The organism is Pedobacter foliorum (assembly GCF_013266735.1).
In the GTDB taxonomy this organism is placed as follows: domain Bacteria; phylum Bacteroidota; class Bacteroidia; order Sphingobacteriales; family Sphingobacteriaceae; genus Pedobacter; species Pedobacter foliorum.
This window is the reverse complement of record NZ_JABSNU010000001.1, coordinates 784,454-803,971: the sequence shown is the minus strand read 5'-3', so window position 1 is coordinate 803,971 and position 19,518 is coordinate 784,454. Positions and strand designations below refer to the sequence as shown.

The 19,518-nt window shown below is 41.7% G+C and carries 9 protein-coding genes; all 9 read right to left on the bottom strand.

The features are described 5' to 3' along the window. Positions 1 to 3 precede the first annotated feature (3 nt). The 9 genes from HQN83_RS03615 to HQN83_RS03575 all read right to left on the bottom strand — a co-directional run bounded on the left by HQN83_RS03615 (position 4) and on the right by HQN83_RS03575 (position 19,201). Positions 4 to 1,485, bottom strand: coding sequence for a cellulase family glycosylhydrolase (locus HQN83_RS03615; protein WP_173088648.1), 1,482 nt, complete (start codon positions 1,483 to 1,485; stop codon positions 4 to 6). A gap of 325 nt (positions 1,486 to 1,810) precedes the next feature. Beyond that, the gene (locus HQN83_RS03610; protein ID WP_173088646.1) at positions 1,811 to 3,022 is read right to left on the bottom strand and encodes a glycan-binding surface protein; all 1,212 of its coding nucleotides are present in this window, start codon (positions 3,020 to 3,022) and stop codon (positions 1,811 to 1,813) included. Positions 3,023 to 3,052: 30 nt separating this feature from the next. Continuing rightward, positions 3,053 to 4,630 carry a RagB/SusD family nutrient uptake outer membrane protein gene (locus tag HQN83_RS03605; protein ID WP_173088645.1) on the bottom strand — a complete coding sequence of 526 codons (1,578 nt, stop codon included), beginning with the start codon at positions 4,628 to 4,630 and terminating at the stop codon, positions 3,053 to 3,055. A 10-nt stretch (positions 4,631 to 4,640) separates the two neighbouring features. Beyond that, complete coding sequence (locus HQN83_RS03600; protein ID WP_173088643.1) at positions 4,641 to 7,811, bottom strand: SusC/RagA family TonB-linked outer membrane protein; 3,171 nt, start codon at positions 7,809 to 7,811, stop codon at positions 4,641 to 4,643. A 758-nt stretch (positions 7,812 to 8,569) separates the two neighbouring features. Further along, positions 8,570 to 9,589, bottom strand: a complete 1,020-nt coding sequence (locus HQN83_RS03595) for a DUF5627 domain-containing protein (RefSeq protein ID WP_173088641.1) — start codon at positions 9,587 to 9,589, stop codon at positions 8,570 to 8,572. A 27-nt stretch (positions 9,590 to 9,616) separates the two neighbouring features. Continuing rightward, complete coding sequence (locus tag HQN83_RS03590; RefSeq protein ID WP_173088639.1) at positions 9,617 to 11,371, bottom strand: RagB/SusD family nutrient uptake outer membrane protein; 1,755 nt, start codon at positions 11,369 to 11,371, stop codon at positions 9,617 to 9,619. Between the two features lie 27 nt (positions 11,372 to 11,398). Next, positions 11,399 to 14,197, bottom strand: a complete 2,799-nt coding sequence (locus HQN83_RS03585) for a SusC/RagA family TonB-linked outer membrane protein (RefSeq protein WP_173088637.1) — start codon at positions 14,195 to 14,197, stop codon at positions 11,399 to 11,401. 34 nt (positions 14,198 to 14,231) lie between these two features. Next, complete coding sequence (locus HQN83_RS03580) at positions 14,232 to 16,049, bottom strand: RagB/SusD family nutrient uptake outer membrane protein (protein ID WP_173088635.1); 1,818 nt, start codon at positions 16,047 to 16,049, stop codon at positions 14,232 to 14,234. Between the two features lie 11 nt (positions 16,050 to 16,060). After that, positions 16,061 to 19,201 carry a SusC/RagA family TonB-linked outer membrane protein gene (locus HQN83_RS03575; protein ID WP_173088633.1) on the bottom strand — a complete coding sequence of 1,047 codons (3,141 nt, stop codon included), beginning with the start codon at positions 19,199 to 19,201 and terminating at the stop codon, positions 16,061 to 16,063. Positions 19,202 to 19,518: the final 317 nt, after the last annotated feature.

Genomic DNA, 19,518 nt, shown 5'->3' with positions numbered 1-19,518 from the left:
TTATTACTTTGCGGCTGAAATCAGGGCATCTATAGTACGTTGATCACGGACCTTGTTATTTCTGCGGTCCATGACATCTCCTTGTTCCCAATAAAATGGCTTGAAACCAAATTTAATCGCTTCTCTGGTTGAATAATTATTCCAGTAGTCCACAGCGTCATTATGTTTTGCCATATCCAAAGGGCGGTTATTGGCACTTGTTCTTCGAAAAGCCGCATACTCACCCATGATCACGGGGATCCCTTTGTCAACAAACTTAGCTTTCATCAGTGCGTATAATCTCGATATTTCATTTTCTTCTGCCCAGGTTGCATTACGGCTCGGTTCAATAGTGGAGTGATGTCCCGTTCCCCAGTAGTAAAACATTTTACCCCAGGTGGCATCTCCATCCATCAGTATTGTGAACTGTGCGGGCGTATAATTATGCACTTCAACCATCATACGGTTTGGAACCTGGTCGCCGGGGAGGGTATTCATCAGGTTGTTGGTTTTTTCGAAATCAGTACCAGGACCCTGAACAACCAGTACGCGGTAACTGTTTCTACCTCCCGTGGAGCGAACTGCATTGATAAATGTTTGGTGGTAACTGTTTAGTATGCCCATCTGCTCAGCATTTTCAACGGGAGGTTCATTGGCACTTGCAAACATCAGGTGTTCATCAAAATCCCTCATCGTTGTAGCGATCTGTTCCCAAAAAGCTTTTTGCTTGGCATTGACCGAGTCTTTCTTAATCTTATTGATATTATGGTCTAACCAACCACCGTCCCAATGTATATTCAGCAACACATACATGTCGTTATCAACACAATACTTAACGACCTCTTTGACCCGATTAAGCCACACAGGATCTATTTTGGCTTTTGACCGATCACTTAAATGCTGCCAATCCCATGCACAGGGAATCCGTATTGCATTAAAACCTGTCTGCTTTACAAATTTAATATAGGATTCTGTAATCTGGGGATTGCCCCATCCGGTTTCTCCGCCCGGGGCTTCCATTGTGTTACCAATATTCAATCCTAATTTCATTTTAGCAGCCAGTTGAACAGCCGTACTGCTCATGCCCGTTTCATCCGGTGCTTTAGGAGAGGTATTGTAGGACGGAAACAGGTCACCTGTTTGTGAAAGGATAACCCTTCTGGCCTGACCATTGTCTGAAGTGACCACCAGGGTAGCGGATCGTGAAGCACCGGTACCATTAGGCACCACCGTTAATTGAAGAGCCGTACTCCCTTCATTCCCTGCTGTTTTATTTAACTGTATCCAGGAAGTTGCAGGATTACTGATGGTCCATTTTGCATTACTGGTAATGGTAATATTGGAGTTTCCTCCTGCTGGCTGAAAAGCGACTTCAGCTAAAGAAACACTGAGTTCAGCTTGAACTGGCTCTTTTTTTTTACAGGATGAAATAAGCACAGTAATTAGTAGCAGTAATATTTGGAAGGATTGTTGCCCTTTAATTTTTATAATTCCAAAATGATTCATTGGTTTTTCGTTCTACTGTTTATTTTTTTTGGTTTATATTTATAGTTGGTTTTTTCGGCCGATAGCCCATCGCGCTAATGCTTTTCAGATTCGATTCCCGTTGGAGGCCAATTGGTCATCAAAGTCAAAAATACCCCAGAAATCCCATTCCGGAATGGATCAAATGTTTCTATTTGTAGGACGAATGTTAAGGTAAGCCCTTAGCGTCAACACCATTCAGTTCCCTTACGCTTCTTTAATGATCATACATCTCCCAGGCTGAGTACCTGTTATAAACTAAATACAAACTTTATAGGCCCGTAACGCTACGGACCTATATTTTGATTTATTTTATTTTTACTATTCTGATGTTATCTATGGCCGCCTCAAAATTATCGACTGTTGTGGTGCCATCATTCATAAATGTTAGGTTAAGCGCGCCATTTCCAGTTGAACCAAGTAATTCGGTCAGTGTTGAAGCTGGCAGGCCATTGCTTAAGAAATTTGACAATGGAATGGTAACTGTTTGCCAGCCATTTGTTTTAAATGGTGTGGTGGAACCATTGGCGTTTTTCCATTGGCGGTAAAGAGCAAAATAAGTCCAGGTATAATCTTTTACAATCTGAATAGAGCCATTCACCCATGGCTTATTAACGGCTACTTCAAACTTTAATGCATAATTATTTAAGGTATCCTGTAAATTGGCAACAGGGACCCATTGAACTGCATTCGTATTGACTGACCGTCCGCCATCCCACCAGTTTCCATTTCCGGCAGGAATATTTGAGGCCTTCATGACGCCATAATTACCATTGTTTCCAGGAAAATTCACAGAACTGTTTGAAACATCAGATCCCCAGGAAAAGGTATTTATTCCATCATAATTATTCAATACCCCGGTTACATAATCATGAACATGATAAAAGGTTGTTGCTGACCCTGATTTTGTGACCACGGTGACCGGACCACCTGATGAAACGCTTGCCGGTACAGCCATACTGATAGCGGTGCCGTCACTGGAACCTGTAAAGCCCGTTACTTCTACTCCGGCATAACTGACATGCTCAATAAAAAAGAAATTAAATCCATTTATCTTAACCGAGTCGCCTGGATTGGCACTTTCATTAGATATGCCGGAAATTGTAGGAGCAGGAGCAACAATAGGAAACGAAAATGTGGTTTCCCCATGTACGGTTACATAGCGTATGGTATTGAGGTCGGCAGCCTGTACCAGAGGAAAGGCAATCACCTCAGGTAACAATACAATAGCACTTGTATCCGAAAACCATGCGTCATTGAAAGCGCCTTTTACGCCATTGAAATAAATTTGAAGTGCACCTTTTAAATTACGGCCTGAAATAACGACCCATTTTCCGGTACCCACACTAGTTAAAAGGGAGTCTCCGGGACTGGCTACGTAGTTACGTACCCCTGTAATCACCGGGATACCAGTTGATGATGATGAGTTTTCTTTTTTACAACCCTCCAGTATAAAGAACATTGTTGCAAATAAAACAAGTAATAAAAGGCTATTAGCTTTGTTTAGTAGCTTTTTCATATGTTATCATTTAATAATAAATAATTCAGTTTAGTAATAGGCCACCGGAGCACCCAGTAATTTCGGGTCAGCGGTAATCTCAGTAGCCGGTATCGGCAGGGTAAACGTCGCAATGGTTGGGGCTGTGATCACCATATCACTGGCAGATCTGGTTTTTACACCCGTGGATGGATCATAAGTAAACTGCACCCTTGTATTCTTCAGAATTTGGTTACCCAGCAGTGTAACTGCCCCCTGCGGATTGTAATACGAAAGACGCACCAGATCAAACCAATATTGTCCCTCAAAAGCCAGTTCAATTCTTCTTTCATTCCTAAGTGATTCCGTTGTAATGTTTGTTACCTCATCAACACCTGCTCTTTTTCTAATCATATTAAAAACTCTTAATGCTTCCGAATTTGCAGTGGAACTATTGTTTCCCAATAAAGCCTCAACATACACTAAATAGACATCTGCCAGACGCAATACGGTATTGTGTTGTGGAGATGACCAAATGTCCATAGTGGGTGAATTGTTATCTGTAGCGGTACCAACAATATGCTTTTTAACACTGCAACCGGTTGCTGTATAGCCACCCCCGGAAGCATTCAATTCCGGATAATGATCACCGGTTAGCATGAACGTGGCTTTACGGCGTATCGAATCCTGTGGTGTATAGATACTATCCAGGTCGAAGGTTGGTCCGATAGCCCCACCCCAACCACCACCTGGAGGCACTATAGCTCCACTCGGTGCAAACTGGGTTTGAATGGCATTACCATTGCCATAGCCTACACCTGGCGCCCACTGAAAGGCAAAAAGTGACTCAGGATTGTCATTAAACTGTGTTCTGAAAAGGTTATAATAATTTGGCAAAAGTGTTAGACCGCTTGTATTGATTACGTTTTTAGCAAAGAAAGCAGCACTGTCTAAATCCATCTGGCTCCTGCTTCCGCTAATTCCGGCTCTTGTCAGGTATACTTTAGCCAACATGCCCTGGGCGGACCAGGTAGTGACACGACCAGGCTGATCACGAATCGGCAATGAAGCTGCCGCAAACCTTAAATCGTTAATTATAAATTTATAGACATCGCTAAGCAAGTGACGAGGCAACAGTGGATTTTTAATTAATTGATCATTGTCTTCGATGATAGGCACCGCACCCCATAACTGAGCCAGATGAAAATAAGCCGTAGCTCGTAAGAATTTTAATTCGCCAAGGGCACCGTTTTTACTTTGTACGGGTACGCTGTCCGGCAGTTTTGCATTGATTGCTTTTATGTTGGCATTACAGTGGCCTACAATTTTATAAAAACAGCGCCATGAGGTACTGATTTGTCCATTATCGCTGGTGATTGAAAATGAGGTCAGCTGAGCCAAATCGGCATTGTAAGGCTGTAGCATATTGCCACTCAAAATATCACCGATACCGAGTAAAGGAAAACCATTCCAATCGTTCCATGGCTGTGCATATAGTGCAGCGGTAGCAAGTCTTAAATCAGATGAACTTTTGTAAAAATTGTCCGTTGTTATTTGTGACAAAGGTGCCCTGTCCAGGAAATCTTTTTTACATCCGCCCAGGATTACAGCGGCAAACAAAGTGAATAGGTATAGTTTAATATGTTTCATAATTTTAGTCTTATTTATTTAAAATAGAGATGTTGGCACCAATAGTAAATACACGTGGCTGTGCATAGTATCCATTGTCCACACCTGCAGCCAAAGGATTCCATGAACCTATTTCAGGATCATACCCCTTATACTTTGTTATGGTGAACACATTGGTTACCTGACCATACAGGCGCAATGATTTTAGATGTATTTTAGCCAGGAAATTCTCTGAAAAATTATAGCCAAGCGTGATGCTTTTACATCTTAAAAAAGAGCCATCTTCGATGTATTTATCAGAAAAACGCTGGTTACCGTTGCCACTGCTCTGGCTAATTCTGGTGATCGTTGTTTCAGGATTGGTAATGTACACATTGTTAATGTCCGAAGCTGAACCCGCAGGGTCAATTAATCCGATTCGTGCATAATTGAGTACATTTTTAAAATATCCGAAGTTTTGATTTGGGTTCTCTGCATCGACCCTTACCTGGTTAAAAAGCTTATTGCCATAGTTACCGGACATAAAAATGTTCAAATCGAAGTTCTTATAGTTGAAGCTGTTGTTGATCCCAAATTGGAATTTCGGATTTGGTGTACCTAAGAAAACCTGATCACTTTCATCTATTATACCATCGTTATTTTGATCTTTAAAGATCACATCGCCTACCCACACCCCTCCGGAACCGTTGGTAACTGGTAATGCAGTTCCTCCTTTTTGTGGTATTGCCGGATATTTTGCGAAATCTGCGGCATTTTTATAAGTACCCAGGGTTTGGTATCCATAGTACTCTCCTATAGATCTGCCTACAATGGATTTGGTGATGACGGTACTCCCGGCATAACCATATAAAGCGGCAGCATCGGTATTTAAGGCGAGAATTTTATTCTTATTGTGAGACAATGTCAGGTTGCTTCTCCAGTTGAAATTCTTGCTTTTCACATTGTGTGTGGTGATCGCAAATTCGAATCCCCGATTGCTGACAGAACCAATATTGATATATGGCGATTGGATAGATCCCGGAGCATAACCTGTCGCATCAATCATTCCTGAATACAATGGCAGCGTAAGACTCAGTAGTAAGTTATCTGTTTTTTTATAGTAAGCATCCACAGAAAACTCAATCCTTCTGTCCAAAATGCTTGCATCTAAACCTGTATTATAACTTTTAGTTGTTTCCCATTTAACATCTGGATTGCCACTGGCAGCCAATAGTTGCGCGTTACCCGATAATGAGGTAGCCACCGTTGTTAATGTTGAGCCATAAGCATAATCACGTATGTTCTGATTATTCTGCAACCCATAACCCACACGAAGTTTCAAATCATTAATTGCTTTTATGTCTTTCAGAAAGCTTTCCTGATTCAATTTCCAGGAAAATGCTCCGGAATAAGTAGCTACCCACCTGTTTTCAGGGGCAAATTTTGAAGAACCATCGTTGCGCACATTAAGTGTTAGGTTATACTTATTGTTGTATTTTAAATCAAGACGCCCAAAATAAGACTCTCCTGCAGTTTGGCCTTTTGCACCGGCATTAGTTGCTGTCGTCGCATCACCACTGTTTATTGCCTGTACATTATTACTTGGAAAATTTGTTCTGGTTGCCGATACGTTTTCGTATTCCCACACTTTAGATTCATGTCCCACCATCGCATTTAAGTTAAATTGGTTGCCAAATGAATGCCAGTAGGTTAAGTAATTGGTAAGTGAATAAAAGCTGTTTTTACCGCTAAAATAAGTTGCCGAATTGGAGGTCTTAGAATATGCGCCCATTGTATAAATGGGATCGAACTGGTCTTCAGAAGCAGTAGAAAAATTCCCCGATATTTCATTGCGCAGGCTAAGCCCTCTTGCAAACTGGATTTCGCCATAAGCATTTCCAAATAACTCATATCGATTCTTAAAGTCCTTTACGATACTCGCCAGAGCAAATGGATTAGTCCCTGTAGCACCATAAACATTGGGGTCATTTCCGCCCCAGGTGCCATCAGGATTTACAATGTTCACATCAGGAGTCTGATTTAATGCCTGACGAATTACGCCCGTCTGTGAAGTAGTTACATTTTCTTTTACATTCGCCAGTTGCAAACTTGCGCCAATCTTTAACCAATCTGTTGTTTTGTTATCCAGATTTAACCTGGTTGAAATCCTTTTAAAATCAGAACCTAAAGCGATCCCATCCTGAGCAAAGTAGGTGCCGGACAAATAGTATGTCGTTCGGGCATCGCCACCGGTAAGGGATAAGTTGTGGTTTTGCATGAGCGCTGTTCTAAACAAGGCCTCCTGCCAGTTCGTTCCTTCGCCCAGGTATTGTGGGTTAGCAAATTGAGGCCTTAAATCATAACCAATTATGCCCCCTTTCTCGTTCATGAACGTTGCATATTCCCGCAAATTCATTACATCGTAGTATTTAGGCAAGGCCTGGCCTCCGGCATATCCATCGTAACTGATTACCGGGGGGCCAGACACTCCTCTCTTTGTGGTAATGATGACCACACCATTAGTTGCCTGGGCTCCGTAAATAGCGGTAGCTGATGCATCTTTTAGGATATCTATCGAAGCTACTTCAGAAGGATTGATACTTGATAAAGGATTGGTACCCTTATCGCCAGTTGAAGGCAATATCTGTACCCCATCAATTACATACAGGGGAGGATTATTGCTAAAACCCGACAAGCCGCGAATCTGCACAGAGACACCGCCACCGGGCTGACCTGAGATCTGCTGTACAACAACACCGGGAACCTTTCCCTGTAAAGCCTGATCAATCGTTGTGGGCTGCGTTTTAACGATATCAGCTCCTGACACCGAGGAGATGGAGCCCGTAAGATCCCCCCTGCTTTTGTTCCCGTAACCAATTACAACAACTTCATCCAGTTTTGTATGTTCGGTCCTTAAGCTCACATTGATGATACTGGCATCGCCTACCATTACTTCCTGCTGTTGAAAGCCGATCATCTTAAAGACGAGGATGTCTCCGGTATTCGCCCGTATAGTATACAGTCCCTGTTCATTGGTAGATGCCGATGTCTTTTTTGTTTTCAGCTGTATTGTAGCTCCCGGCAATGGAGCATCATCATCTATTGTTACTATCTTCCCTGTAATTTGCCTCTCCTGGGCATGCCCGTTTAAGTGCAGGAGCACCATCGAAGTTACCAACCACAAAAAGATCGGTAATTTCTTAATAGAAATTGTTTGGTTCATATTTGGTTTATTTTGGTTTATTTTAGTCTGTAGTCAACACTACCCCCCTCCTCTTGCCTGTTTTTTTCTGCTTGCTCAGGCAGAAATCTCCCCAGTTAAAAATCACCGGGATGAAAAAAAGCAAACGCAATACGGTCGGGTTGGTAACTAATTACTGATGTCAACATGTGCGAAAAAGTCTGTTATTGATCAAAGCTCCTTTGGCCTGATAGGTTAATTATTGGTTAGATGAAGGTCAAATATAGGCTCCCATTAAAGCCACGGATGCCTCAAATGATAAAGAGAAGAGCACTTATGTTAACATAAAACGTGCATTCAAATGCAAGGTTATTCCTCAATAGCAATAACAAAATCGATACAGCAGCCCAAAATCAGAGCACATTTATAGCACATAGACCTGGATAAAAGGTTGAAGCGGAAATTCACTAGTTTTCTCTCAGATCAATACAAACAATATCCTGAGAGATACCCGATTTAAAGCCAATTCTACTGCCGGATTAAATGGAAATACATGAAAATGAGAGCAGGTCCTTCTCCGGGAGATAAAATCCGATATCGTTCCTCAAACACGGGAGCAGCTGAAGTCCTGCAGACACAAGACTTGAATTGAAATGAATTGCCAACCTTTGCCATTAAGCGGAAGGAATTTAGATTTAAAGGTATGCGCCAATGGGGAATTGGTCTTCTAAGTACTTTAATGAAAATGCCGGATCGGTGACTTTTAAGTCACGCGATCCGGCATAAGCGCAGTTAAGCGTTTACTTGTTATAATAAGGGGTAAAAAGCTGAAAACTTTCGGCTCTGTCGCGCAAAACCAGGGTATCTGCAAACACATGGGTAGCAGCACCGAATTTCACCTGATAGTCCAGATAAAGCACATCCCTTTTTTTATCCCCCCACATATCACCGTCTTTAACATACTTACCCTTTCCGGTAACCGTATAATTTACTGCCGCCGGGTTTGTCAGGGTACTGTTGCCATTGTTATCAAATTTGAGCTGCAGCTGAAAAGGGAGGTCCACATTGCCTTTGGTTTTACCTCTCAAGGAGATTAAAACTTCGTCCATCGATTTGGTTGCAACAGTTGATACTACCTGATCATATTCCACATGTTTTTGATGATATACTACTGTTGTGTCTGGCGATTTTTCAATTCCCCTACGCAAATAAATTGCATCCCATGGATTTTTATATTTAACCGCAAACAGGATGTAGTCTTTTGGTTGGGTCGACCAGTCTGTTGGAATTAGACGATTTCGGCCAGAACCATTTGCTGGTACCCCGCTTAAAATAGAATCTGCATTCACAACTTTCGTAATCCTTAGCGGAATAACATAAGTTGTTTTAACAGCCAGAGGGTCAGCAAAAAAAGCGTCCGTTAATTGGACCTTGATTTCTCCCATCATCGATCCTGAAGGAATCGTAACCTTCATGTCTGAAGGCAGCGAATAATAATTAGCCGGCATAGGCAAAACCTTGTCACCGGTTGCACTTTCCAATGTCAGATTATGACAAAGGGAATTGTCAACTGTCACATCAAGGGTACGGTCCTGTTTATTGCTGTAAACACCTCCCATTGTGGCATAGATGATACATTGATGCGCCTTGTCCAGTGCATTGTCGGAGACATAACTCGTTCCCAGCAAAATCGTTCTTACCGGATATTGATTTGCAAAATAAACCGTGGTGTATTTATAGTCCGGGAACGCTACGTCAGCGTTTTTACATGCCGTCAATAACGAATATCCTATTAGTAATAAAAAAAATATTTTTTTCATTGATTTGTCAATTAGATGTGATTAAAATTACCAGCCCGTATTTTGAGTTAATCCCCATTTCTGTATCTCGTTATATGGTATTGGTCCAAAAAGCATATGATCATTGTACAGTCTCGTTTCTACAGGACCAACAACAGAGCTGCCATCCGCATTAATGGTTACACCCTTTGCAGACTCAACCAGGCTTTCTTTCCATCTTCTCAGGTCCCAGAAACGGAATCCTTCAAAACAAAGCTCCAGTCGTCTTTCATTATGGATGAGCTTTCTCATATCGTCGGTGCTGTTTATAGCACTGAGAAAATGATCAGGTTGTTGAATTCCCGCTCTGTTTCGGATCGCAGCTATAGTTTCCCTGGCAGAATAACTGTGTGTGCCTTTACCATTTGGACCCCAGGCTTCGTTAGCTGCTTCGGCATAAGCTAAGTACAACTCTGTATAGCGGATATATGGCACATAGTGTTTCTGCATATTTGAATTTGCCGGATCAACACTCACATCTTCACGAAGCAACTTCCGCATATAATAACCCGTACGGGTTGATGTGGGAACAGCATTCAAACCGTCATCAGTTCCGCCTATTTTTGTATAAATCGTTTTGCCTTGAGAACCTTCCTTACTGCCGTTTACCACTATATACAAGCCCAAGCGTGGATCGCGATTGGCATTGGGATTGCTGGCCAGGTACCCGCTGTTCGGATCATTAATAGGAAAGCCGTTGGCCATCGGGAAAGCATCAACAAGATTTTGTGTCGGATTAACACGGCCATTTCCATAAAGGGTAGGTGGATAATTATCTCTTTCCAGGGCATTCGCATCACTCACATTTCTGCGCCAAAGAACTTCTTTTGGATTCAAGCCTGCCGACAATCCATTTATTTCACCTGCATTGCTGCTCGCATACCAAAAATGACCATTAGCTGCAATGCCCGATAATCCGCCATTTAAATCGAGAATGGCAGCTGCATCATCAGCAGCTTTTGCCCAGGTAACGGTTGTGCCACCCTTAAAAGCAGGACTGGCTGCCAAAAGAGAAGCTTTTGCACGAATACCTTTCGCTATTCGTACGGTCATACGCTGGCGATTGTAAGCCCCAAATACACGATTGTAATCAGCAACTGTTGTTTTACCGGCATATTTTGATGGAATCTGATTGACCGAGGAAATGTTCTCGAAATCAAGTGGTAGGAACTGTTCAGCCAAATCCAGATCTTTATAAATCTGCTGCATACATTCTTCAAAAGTATTACGCGGTACTCTGAAATTTGATTTACTGTCTTGTGGAGCGGTAAGAATGGGTACCCCTAGTAAACTTCCTCCTGCCCAACCGGCATGCACCTGTAACAAATTATACATAAACAAAGCTCGTAGCCCATATGCCTCTCCTTTTGTCCGGTCGTTAAACATTTCTTTGGTAAACTGGCCTGTAGTTGCCCATTTCACCTTGTCTGTTTCAGCCAGTATTAAATTAAGGTATTGAATAGCGGCAAACGCACCCGTCCACTGTTCCATTGGGTCATTTAAGGATGACCATTGTCCCGTAGCCATTAGACGATAGCTGTTCGTGGGATTATTGGATACTGCGTCATCAGTAGCTACATCGGTAAATGAATAACTCCCTCCAGGTAACCTAACATAGCCATTGAGCAAAAGCCCCTCGGCAAATGCTGCATCATTGTATATCTCGCTAAGATCACGGATATTTTCATCGGCAGGGGACAAAATTTTCTTACATCCTGAAAGAATTATCACCGATATCAAAATAAAAACTAATCTTCTTTTCATATAAATTTAATTTTTTAATAATCAACTTTAAAAATCGGCTTTAAGCCCAAGATTATAGAAGCGTGTTTGGGGAATTGAACCGATGCTTAACTCCATTACCTCCCTGTTCTTGGAAATAGTTAGCAAATTGCTGCCACTGGCATATATATTTAAGCCTTTTACGAAAGAATTTTTAAGTACCCTTCCCGGGAAGCTATACGTTAACTGAACTTTGGCAATATTAATTCGGTCAGTGCGGTAAGACCAGAAATCGGAAGTACGAAAATTGTTGTTACTCCCAAGGGTTGACAGCCCTGGGTAAGTTGCGGTATTCTTAGTCTCTTCCGTCCAGGAATCCCGAACAACTGCAGAATACTTAGTGGCACCTGATACCCAATAATAACTATTACGCTTAATATCTGTTCCTCCAAATGATCCGGTTGCCAATACGAACAGGGTAAAGTCTTTAATCTGGGCAGTAATATTCAAACCTCCAGTAAAAGGATTCATCCATCGGCCGATCATCACTTCGTCCCTGTCATCTATCATACCATCCTGATTTTGGTCTTTATACTTAATGTCTCCAGGCTTGGTTACACCGAACTTTTGTGATGCATGACCATTAATGTCGTTCTGACTGTTGAAGAAACCTTCGCTTACTAAACCGAATATGGCATCTATTGGTTTACCGGCCCTGTTTCTGTACTGGTCTGCAAATAGCTCGTCACGCTTAAGGGCTTTTGTAGTCACATATGTACCCGCTAAACCTATGGTCAGTTTAGCCTCCCCTAGCTTTTCATGAAGGTTAAACTGGATATCCGCCCCTTTATAGCTATTTGCTCCAAAGTTTGTGTAGGGTACAAAAGATGTCTCTGGAAATGTAGTAAAAAAGTAGCTTGGATATTGGGTAAAACTCTGTAATGGAATTCCATTCTTTTCAATTAAAAATACGCTTCCCCTGAAATCCAGTTTATTTTTAAATAAAGCACCATCTATCCCCAGGTTAACTTCCTTTCTTTTAGCATACGAAAGATTTAAATTCTCACCACGTGAGATCGTTGTAGCCCGATTGGTAAACGTTCCATCAGCCCAGGAGAAAAAAGCGGTTGACGAATAAACGGCATTATACAGATAGTAATTTCTAACATCGAAGTCCAGATCCGTATTTATGATACCTGCTGATGCGGTTAATTTTAACCGATCAACCACCTCTGAATTTTTAAGAAAACCCTCTTCACTTAAAAGCCATCCCAAGCTAACTGTTGGGGAAAAGGCAACTCGCTTATTGGCAGCCAGCTTTGTTGAATTGACAACTGCTCCACTAAAGTCAGCATAATATTTATGATCGTAATTATAAGAAAGTTGTAGCCCAAGATTACTATTTGTCCGATACTGATAATCTCCCGTCATACGGCGTTGAAGGCCTGATGCAAGTAAGATTGCCGAAACATTGTGTTTCTCATTAAATGTATTTTTATAGTCTACATGAAAATTGAAATCGATCAGCTGGTCACTAAAGGTATTGGTTAAGTTCTGAGTCCCTGTTTTACTGTCTTTATTATATAGGGTCAATTGAGTTATAGAATCTGCTGCGTTACTCCAGGTTGGAACATAAACTGCATAGGTGTTGTTGAGCGTCTGATTATAAGTATTCGAATAATCAATGCTTACCTGTCCATGAAAAGACAAGCCTTTCAATGTCTTTTTAAGGTCAACATCTATCCCACTGGTGTATTGAAACTGACGGCTCGTAAAAATGTTATATCCTCCAGCGTAGGCATCGGCTATTGGATTGGTCAGATATTGCTGGGTACCGCCCAACAAATATTTTCCACCTATAATATTACGGCTCCCTTTTACCAAAGCCTGGGCTGCCTGCGCATTTGCTTCAATTAAGCTGATAGGGATCAACGGAGCAAAACGCTGCGGCTGAATAATAGCAGCCTGTCCCCAATAATCCCCCAATGCAGTTCTACTATTAGCAAATATTGTAGATACGTTTATATAGGCACTAATGGTATTATTTAACTTCAGATCAACATTACCACGTATATTAAAGCGCGTATTGAGCTCATTGTTTCCTTCTCCAAAATTCAGCAGTGAATTTTGACTTTCGAAACCGGCAAAGGCATAGAAACGTGCCCGATCGTTCCCTCCTGAAAACTCTCCATTACCAGAATAGGTATGGTATGCCTTGCGCAGATAATCGGAAGAATAATAATCAACATCAGGATAACGATACTTGTTAGAGCCTGAGGCATAATTACTTATTGTAGCATCATCATATAGTGGTGCCAGTCCATCATTTTTAGCGGCCTGATTGTAATAAGTCATATATTCTGCTGATCCTAAATATTCAGGATAAGATTTTGGTACATTGATACCGGCATTGGCACGTATTCTGGATTGGCGATTTCCCGCCTTACCACGCTTACTGGTAATTAGTATTACCCCGTTAGCTGCACGGCTCCCATATAAAACAACGGCACTGGCTCCCTTTAAAAAAGATATTTGCTCAATTTCATTTGCCGTAATGTCAACCAGGGAACGAGGTACCCCATCTATCAATACCAGTGCTGTTCCGATATTCCAAAGATTACTGCCGCCTATAAATGCCTCAGTACCATCCAATGGATAAGTTCCATAATGCTTATCCAGGTAAGAAGATGGGTTTAATATGGAAATAGCGCCGGCTAAATCTTTAAGACTTACGGTTCCGTAAGCGACATGAACTAAGGAATCGATGCCCGAGGTGTCTGGTTCTGTCTCTGTAGTTTGTGCCACAGCTCCCAATATAAACCCAAGGCACAATCCACATGAAACCAATACTATTTTTATGTATTTCATTATTTTTCCTTTTTAAGCTTTAAAAACTATGCTTTTAGTATCCCGGATTCTGACCGAATGAAGGATAAAGCGTTACATCGTTTATTTTCAGCGGTAGCCAATAATTTTTATCCTCAAACTTGCGGGTTACAAGTACCGTTTCCTTTATATTAATTGGTTTCCCATTTGCACCACGATCAAAATCAATGGAGGTCTTTTCCCTGTATTTCAGTTGCCCCGCAAGTAACCAGCGCCGCAAATCATTGTAACGGATTTCCTCTTCAAAACCGAGTTCCATTGCTCGTTCCCGAATGATTTCACTCATGAATTTTGAATTGTCTGAAACATAATTCTGGGCAACATCACCGCTATGGCTGCGTCGCCTTACTTTATTGAATGCGTCTTCAGCACTGATATAATTTGGTCCATTGCTCTTACCCGAGCCATACCCCTGTAGCACTGCTTCTGCATACATGAGGTATACATCGGCCAGACGCATGTATGACAAATGCATATAATTGTTAGGGAAATTATCTACACTATTTGCTGTCATAGGTGTCAATTTTCGGAGTAGATACCCAGTCCGACTGGTTGATGAGCTATTGCGGCTGTGTCCGGTGTTCGATAAGTTAGCATACCGGTATTTTTCTTTATCTGCCGGAGCAGAGCCCTTAATAACCTGATCACCATCAATAACGATATCATTGTAGAAGCGCGGATCTCTATTCACCCAGGGATCTGCAGGGTTGTAACCAGATGCAGGATCGTCAATTGGAAGTCCATTGGCCATTCCATAATTCTCTACGAAACGAGCATTCGGAGAGGTATATCCTCCGCCAATATTTCCATCAACAAAGACAGAACTTGGACCCCATGGACAGCCGGCAAACCAGGCGCTATAAACGGGGTTTTGGAAGATGGCTTCCGGAAATCCGGGGATAAAACTTCCGCCATTAGTATAGAAAAGCGTGCTGTACTTAGAAAAATCAACAAGCTTAACCCAGGTTTCCTGACTGTCGACCAACTTTAGCAATTCTGCAAATGCCTCAGCTGCTTTTTTGCAGTAATCTGCATTAAATGTTGCTGCACCTGTTGAGGATTTATTCATCAATGGACTGCCTGCATATAAGTAATTCTTACCTAAATAGCCTAAAGCAGTTACCTTTGTAACCCTCAATTGATTCTTTCCTAAAGTGGTCTTACCTGCATTGGTTTTATCCCAATCAACAGGTAATAGCGCTGCAGCTTCCTTAAAGTCTTTTGCCGCAAGATCAGCAGTTTCCTGATAAGTCAGACGTGGCAATTCCAATTTTGTACTGGCCGACAATACTTCATTAATATAGGGAAGTCCGCCCCAATAAGTCATCAATTCAAAATGGAACCAGCCACGGAAAAACAACAGCTGTCCTTTGATCAGGTCCTTCTCTTCCTGAGTTCCCTCGAGTTTGTCGAGATTGGCCAATCCTAAATTGGCCTTATGGATACCGTACCAGGCGTTCGGCCATAACCCTTTGCCGAATCCACTGCCTTGATCCGAATTGTATCGACCTGCATCCAACCACGAAATCCACTCAGCAGTTGTCCAGGACCAGGAATCTCCATTATCAAACTGTTCATTTAGCCAGGTTACACCAGTTTTATGTATTATTTCGTCACCGAGAATCCAATTGGCAGCCCAGGTTTTACTGGTATACTCGGGTACACAGCTGTAAAGCTCTTCAGTGAAACCTTGAAAATTGTTGAAATTAATAAAAGCATCTGTTGGCGACACATCAGCGCCCGGTGCTTTATCCAGATATTTTTTACAAGAAACTAGTCCTACTATTGCAAGAAAGACAAAAAACTTAAAAAATAAATTTGTGTACTTTTTCATATATACAGTAGTTAAAAAGTTATATTACAACCAAAATTGATACGCCTTACAGTCGGGTAAGCCGTAGCTGCCCCGTTATCTACTTCGCGATCATCTGGCATTTTAGTCCATAACAATAGGTTATTGCCATTCACATAAACCCGTAATGCACCAAGCCCAATTCTTTTTAATTGAGAAGACTTGAAAGTGTAAGCTACTTCGGCAGTTTTCAGCCTGACATAAGATCCATCATATAAATAGCTAGTACCATAATAGGGCATTTGAGAAGCATATCTGGGCATAACTACATCAGCATTCTGATTCCCCGGACTCCAATATGAGCCCTGCTTATATACATTGTCGTAATGGTCCTGTCCGGAGAAGCTCACCAATTGCAAGAAACGATTGGCATTACTCACCGCATAAAATTGAACGAAGGTGCTAAAGCCCTTCCATTCAAAACCTAATGTTGCGTTATAACTGTTCTGAGGACGCTGAGGATATCCGTATGGAACAATATCTTCATTATCAATAATACCATCCCCATTATAATCAACCATCTTAAGGTCGCCAACCAGTTTCTGGTTATCGTTCGTATTCAACTGAACAGTACCATAAACCTGATCCCAGTTATTCGCATATCCATTGCTTAAATAGGAATAGGTCTGACCAATTTGTTTATCTGCCCTTTTTAAATAGTCATCCTTCAACTGGGGATCATCAGCTTCAATAATTTTATCTTTGGCATGTGTCATACTGAAATTACCCCACAACCGTATGCCATTATTCAGTACTTTATTCGCGCGAACCTCGATCTCATAGCCCTTATTCCGAACAATACCCAAATTGGCCGTAGGCGGTTGAACTCCAAAATAAGAAGGTACTGAGCGGCTGGCCCCATCTAGTAAAATACTTGTGCGATACTCGCTAAATACATCTACACTTCCTGACAAAAGATCATCGAACAGAGCATATTCAACACCATAATTGGTCTTTGTGACTTTCTCCCAATGAATGTCCGGATTACCAACACTGGTTTGGGCTTCACGCCACCAGGTATAAGGACTATATTGATCACTTGATGATCCCAAGGGAGTGTTACCTCCATAAGTCCAAGTGGTGGAATAGAGCCAACGATTTGCAATGTTATCATTACCAACCTGACCACGGGAAGCACGAAGTTTTAAAGTATTGATGAAGGTCAGATTTTTCATAAAGTTTTCTTTACTGACCATCCATCCAACTGCTGCAGAGGGAAAAAAGGCAAAGCGATAGTTGGGGCCAAATTTTTCAGAACCATTGTAAGCTCCATTGAATTCGGCAAAATACTTTTGCCCGAAATTATAGGTAACCCTACTTACCCAGTCTTCACGAAAGTGCTCAAATTCACTGCCGCCAGCGTACTTATCCCTGCTGAACAAGCCCATCGCAGTGACCGCATGGTTACCAAATGCCTTATTGTAATCCAGTACTGCCTGATAGAATAGTTTACGGAATGTTGCACCATTTTGAACTGCATCAGTATTAACGCTCCAACGAGATGGAATCCAGTCGAATTGATTAGTCCCCAAATACTGACTCTGTGTTACTTCTCCTGTAATAGGGTTGATGTATTTTTGTTGAATTGTGCCATTGTCAAAAATACCTCCCTGAGATAGAAACGAGTTGTCAAAAGAGAAAGTTCCCTTCGCAGCCAGACCACTTAAAAGCTTACCTAAGTCCTGCTTTAGCGTAAAGTCAGTAGTAATCCGGGTAGTAGTGATTTTGCGAATCCCATTGTTTGCCATGGTTGCCAATGAGTTGATTGTGGAAACCTGTTCTTGCGGATAGTAACCCCATCCCCCGTCAGAATACTTTGGATAATAAATATTCGGCGCATTACTGTATATACTCTGCCAAATCCGGTATTCCCAACTATCTTGGTTCCAGGCATCTTGTTTTACCCCATAGGAGCCTGCGAGATTCGCCGTTAGAACGGTAGTTTTAGTTAAATTAAAATCCAGATTACTACGAACATTGATGCGGTTAAATCCATATCCTGGCTGATAGGATTTTCCATTGTCTAATTTTTTAATGATATCACCTTCTTTCAAAAAATCTATCGCTGTAAAATATTTGACGAACTCTGTACCACCGGAAACATTTGCACTACCATTGTAAGACATGACAGATTTCTTGATCAACTCATTCCCCCAATCTACATTCGGATAACGCTCAGCTTCTTCCTGGCTACTGGGGTTACGATACTTCGTCAACTCAGGTGATGGTACAAATTTACTCCAGGAAGATGGAGAAAGGCCCAGTTCATGCTCAATGGCCAGATTACGAATTTTTATGGCATCATAAGAATCGAATTTACTGGCCAGCAAAGAAGGTATTTTCATCGTGACGTTACCCGTGAAACGGATGTCTGCTCTCCCTTCTTTTCCACGTTTGGTGGTAATGAGGATAACCCCATTGGCACCTTTTACACCAAATACTGCTGTGGCAGAAGCATCTTTTAAAACTGAAATACTTTCCACGGACCCCACATCAACACTGTTCATGGAGCGCTCAATACCATCCACCAAAACCAAGGGATCACTGTTGTTCCAGGTACTCTGGCCACGGATGAAGATTTTCGGATCTTCAGCACCCGGAGTTCCCTGAGTGGCCACGGTAATCACACCGGGTAAATTACCTGTTAAGGCTGCGCCAAGACTTGACACACCACCGGCCCGCTCCAGTACTTCTCCCTTTACTTGTGTAATTGCTCCAACTACACTTTCCTTTTTTTGTTTTCCATAGCCCACGACTATGACTTCATTTAAGTCCTTATTCTCATCTCTCAATACAACCTCAATGTTGCTTTTGCCGGTAATATTGATCTCCTGACTAATCGTACCGACATAAGCAACCACGAGCGTTGTCGTTCCTCCTCGCAACTCAATTGTGAAACGACCGTCTGAGTTGGTTAATACTTTTGTATTTGTACCTTTAACCGCAACTGTTGCACCGATCAGTGGTGTTTTTTGCGAGTCAACAACAGTACCTGTAATTCGTCTTTGCTGTGCGCTGACCGTAATGGTTAGCAGAAGAAAAACAAACACCGAAAAGCAAACTTTTTGTGATGATGCTTGTCTGAGAAATCGCATAAGACAGCCTTCATTGCACACTTTTGTATATTTTTCCATTATTTAAAATCATTTTAGAGGATTTAGTTTTGATAATTATATTTTCCATACACGCTATGGAATCCTAGTTGTAGTAATTTTTTTCTGTCATACATTTGGTTTGATTTATACCTGGTTTAAAAAATTAAAAGCTATTTTTAGGGGCATAGCTTACCCGCCCCAGTCAATTAGATGGGTAGTTTCATTTGGATTAGTTTGATCAGTTGACGTGCTTTAAAGCACTGACTTTCGTTGTTCCGCAAGATTCAAAAGCGCTAAACCACTAGGAATTCCTACGGTGCAGCTACCGTTTGCAGGACCCGGTTTATAAGAGCCGG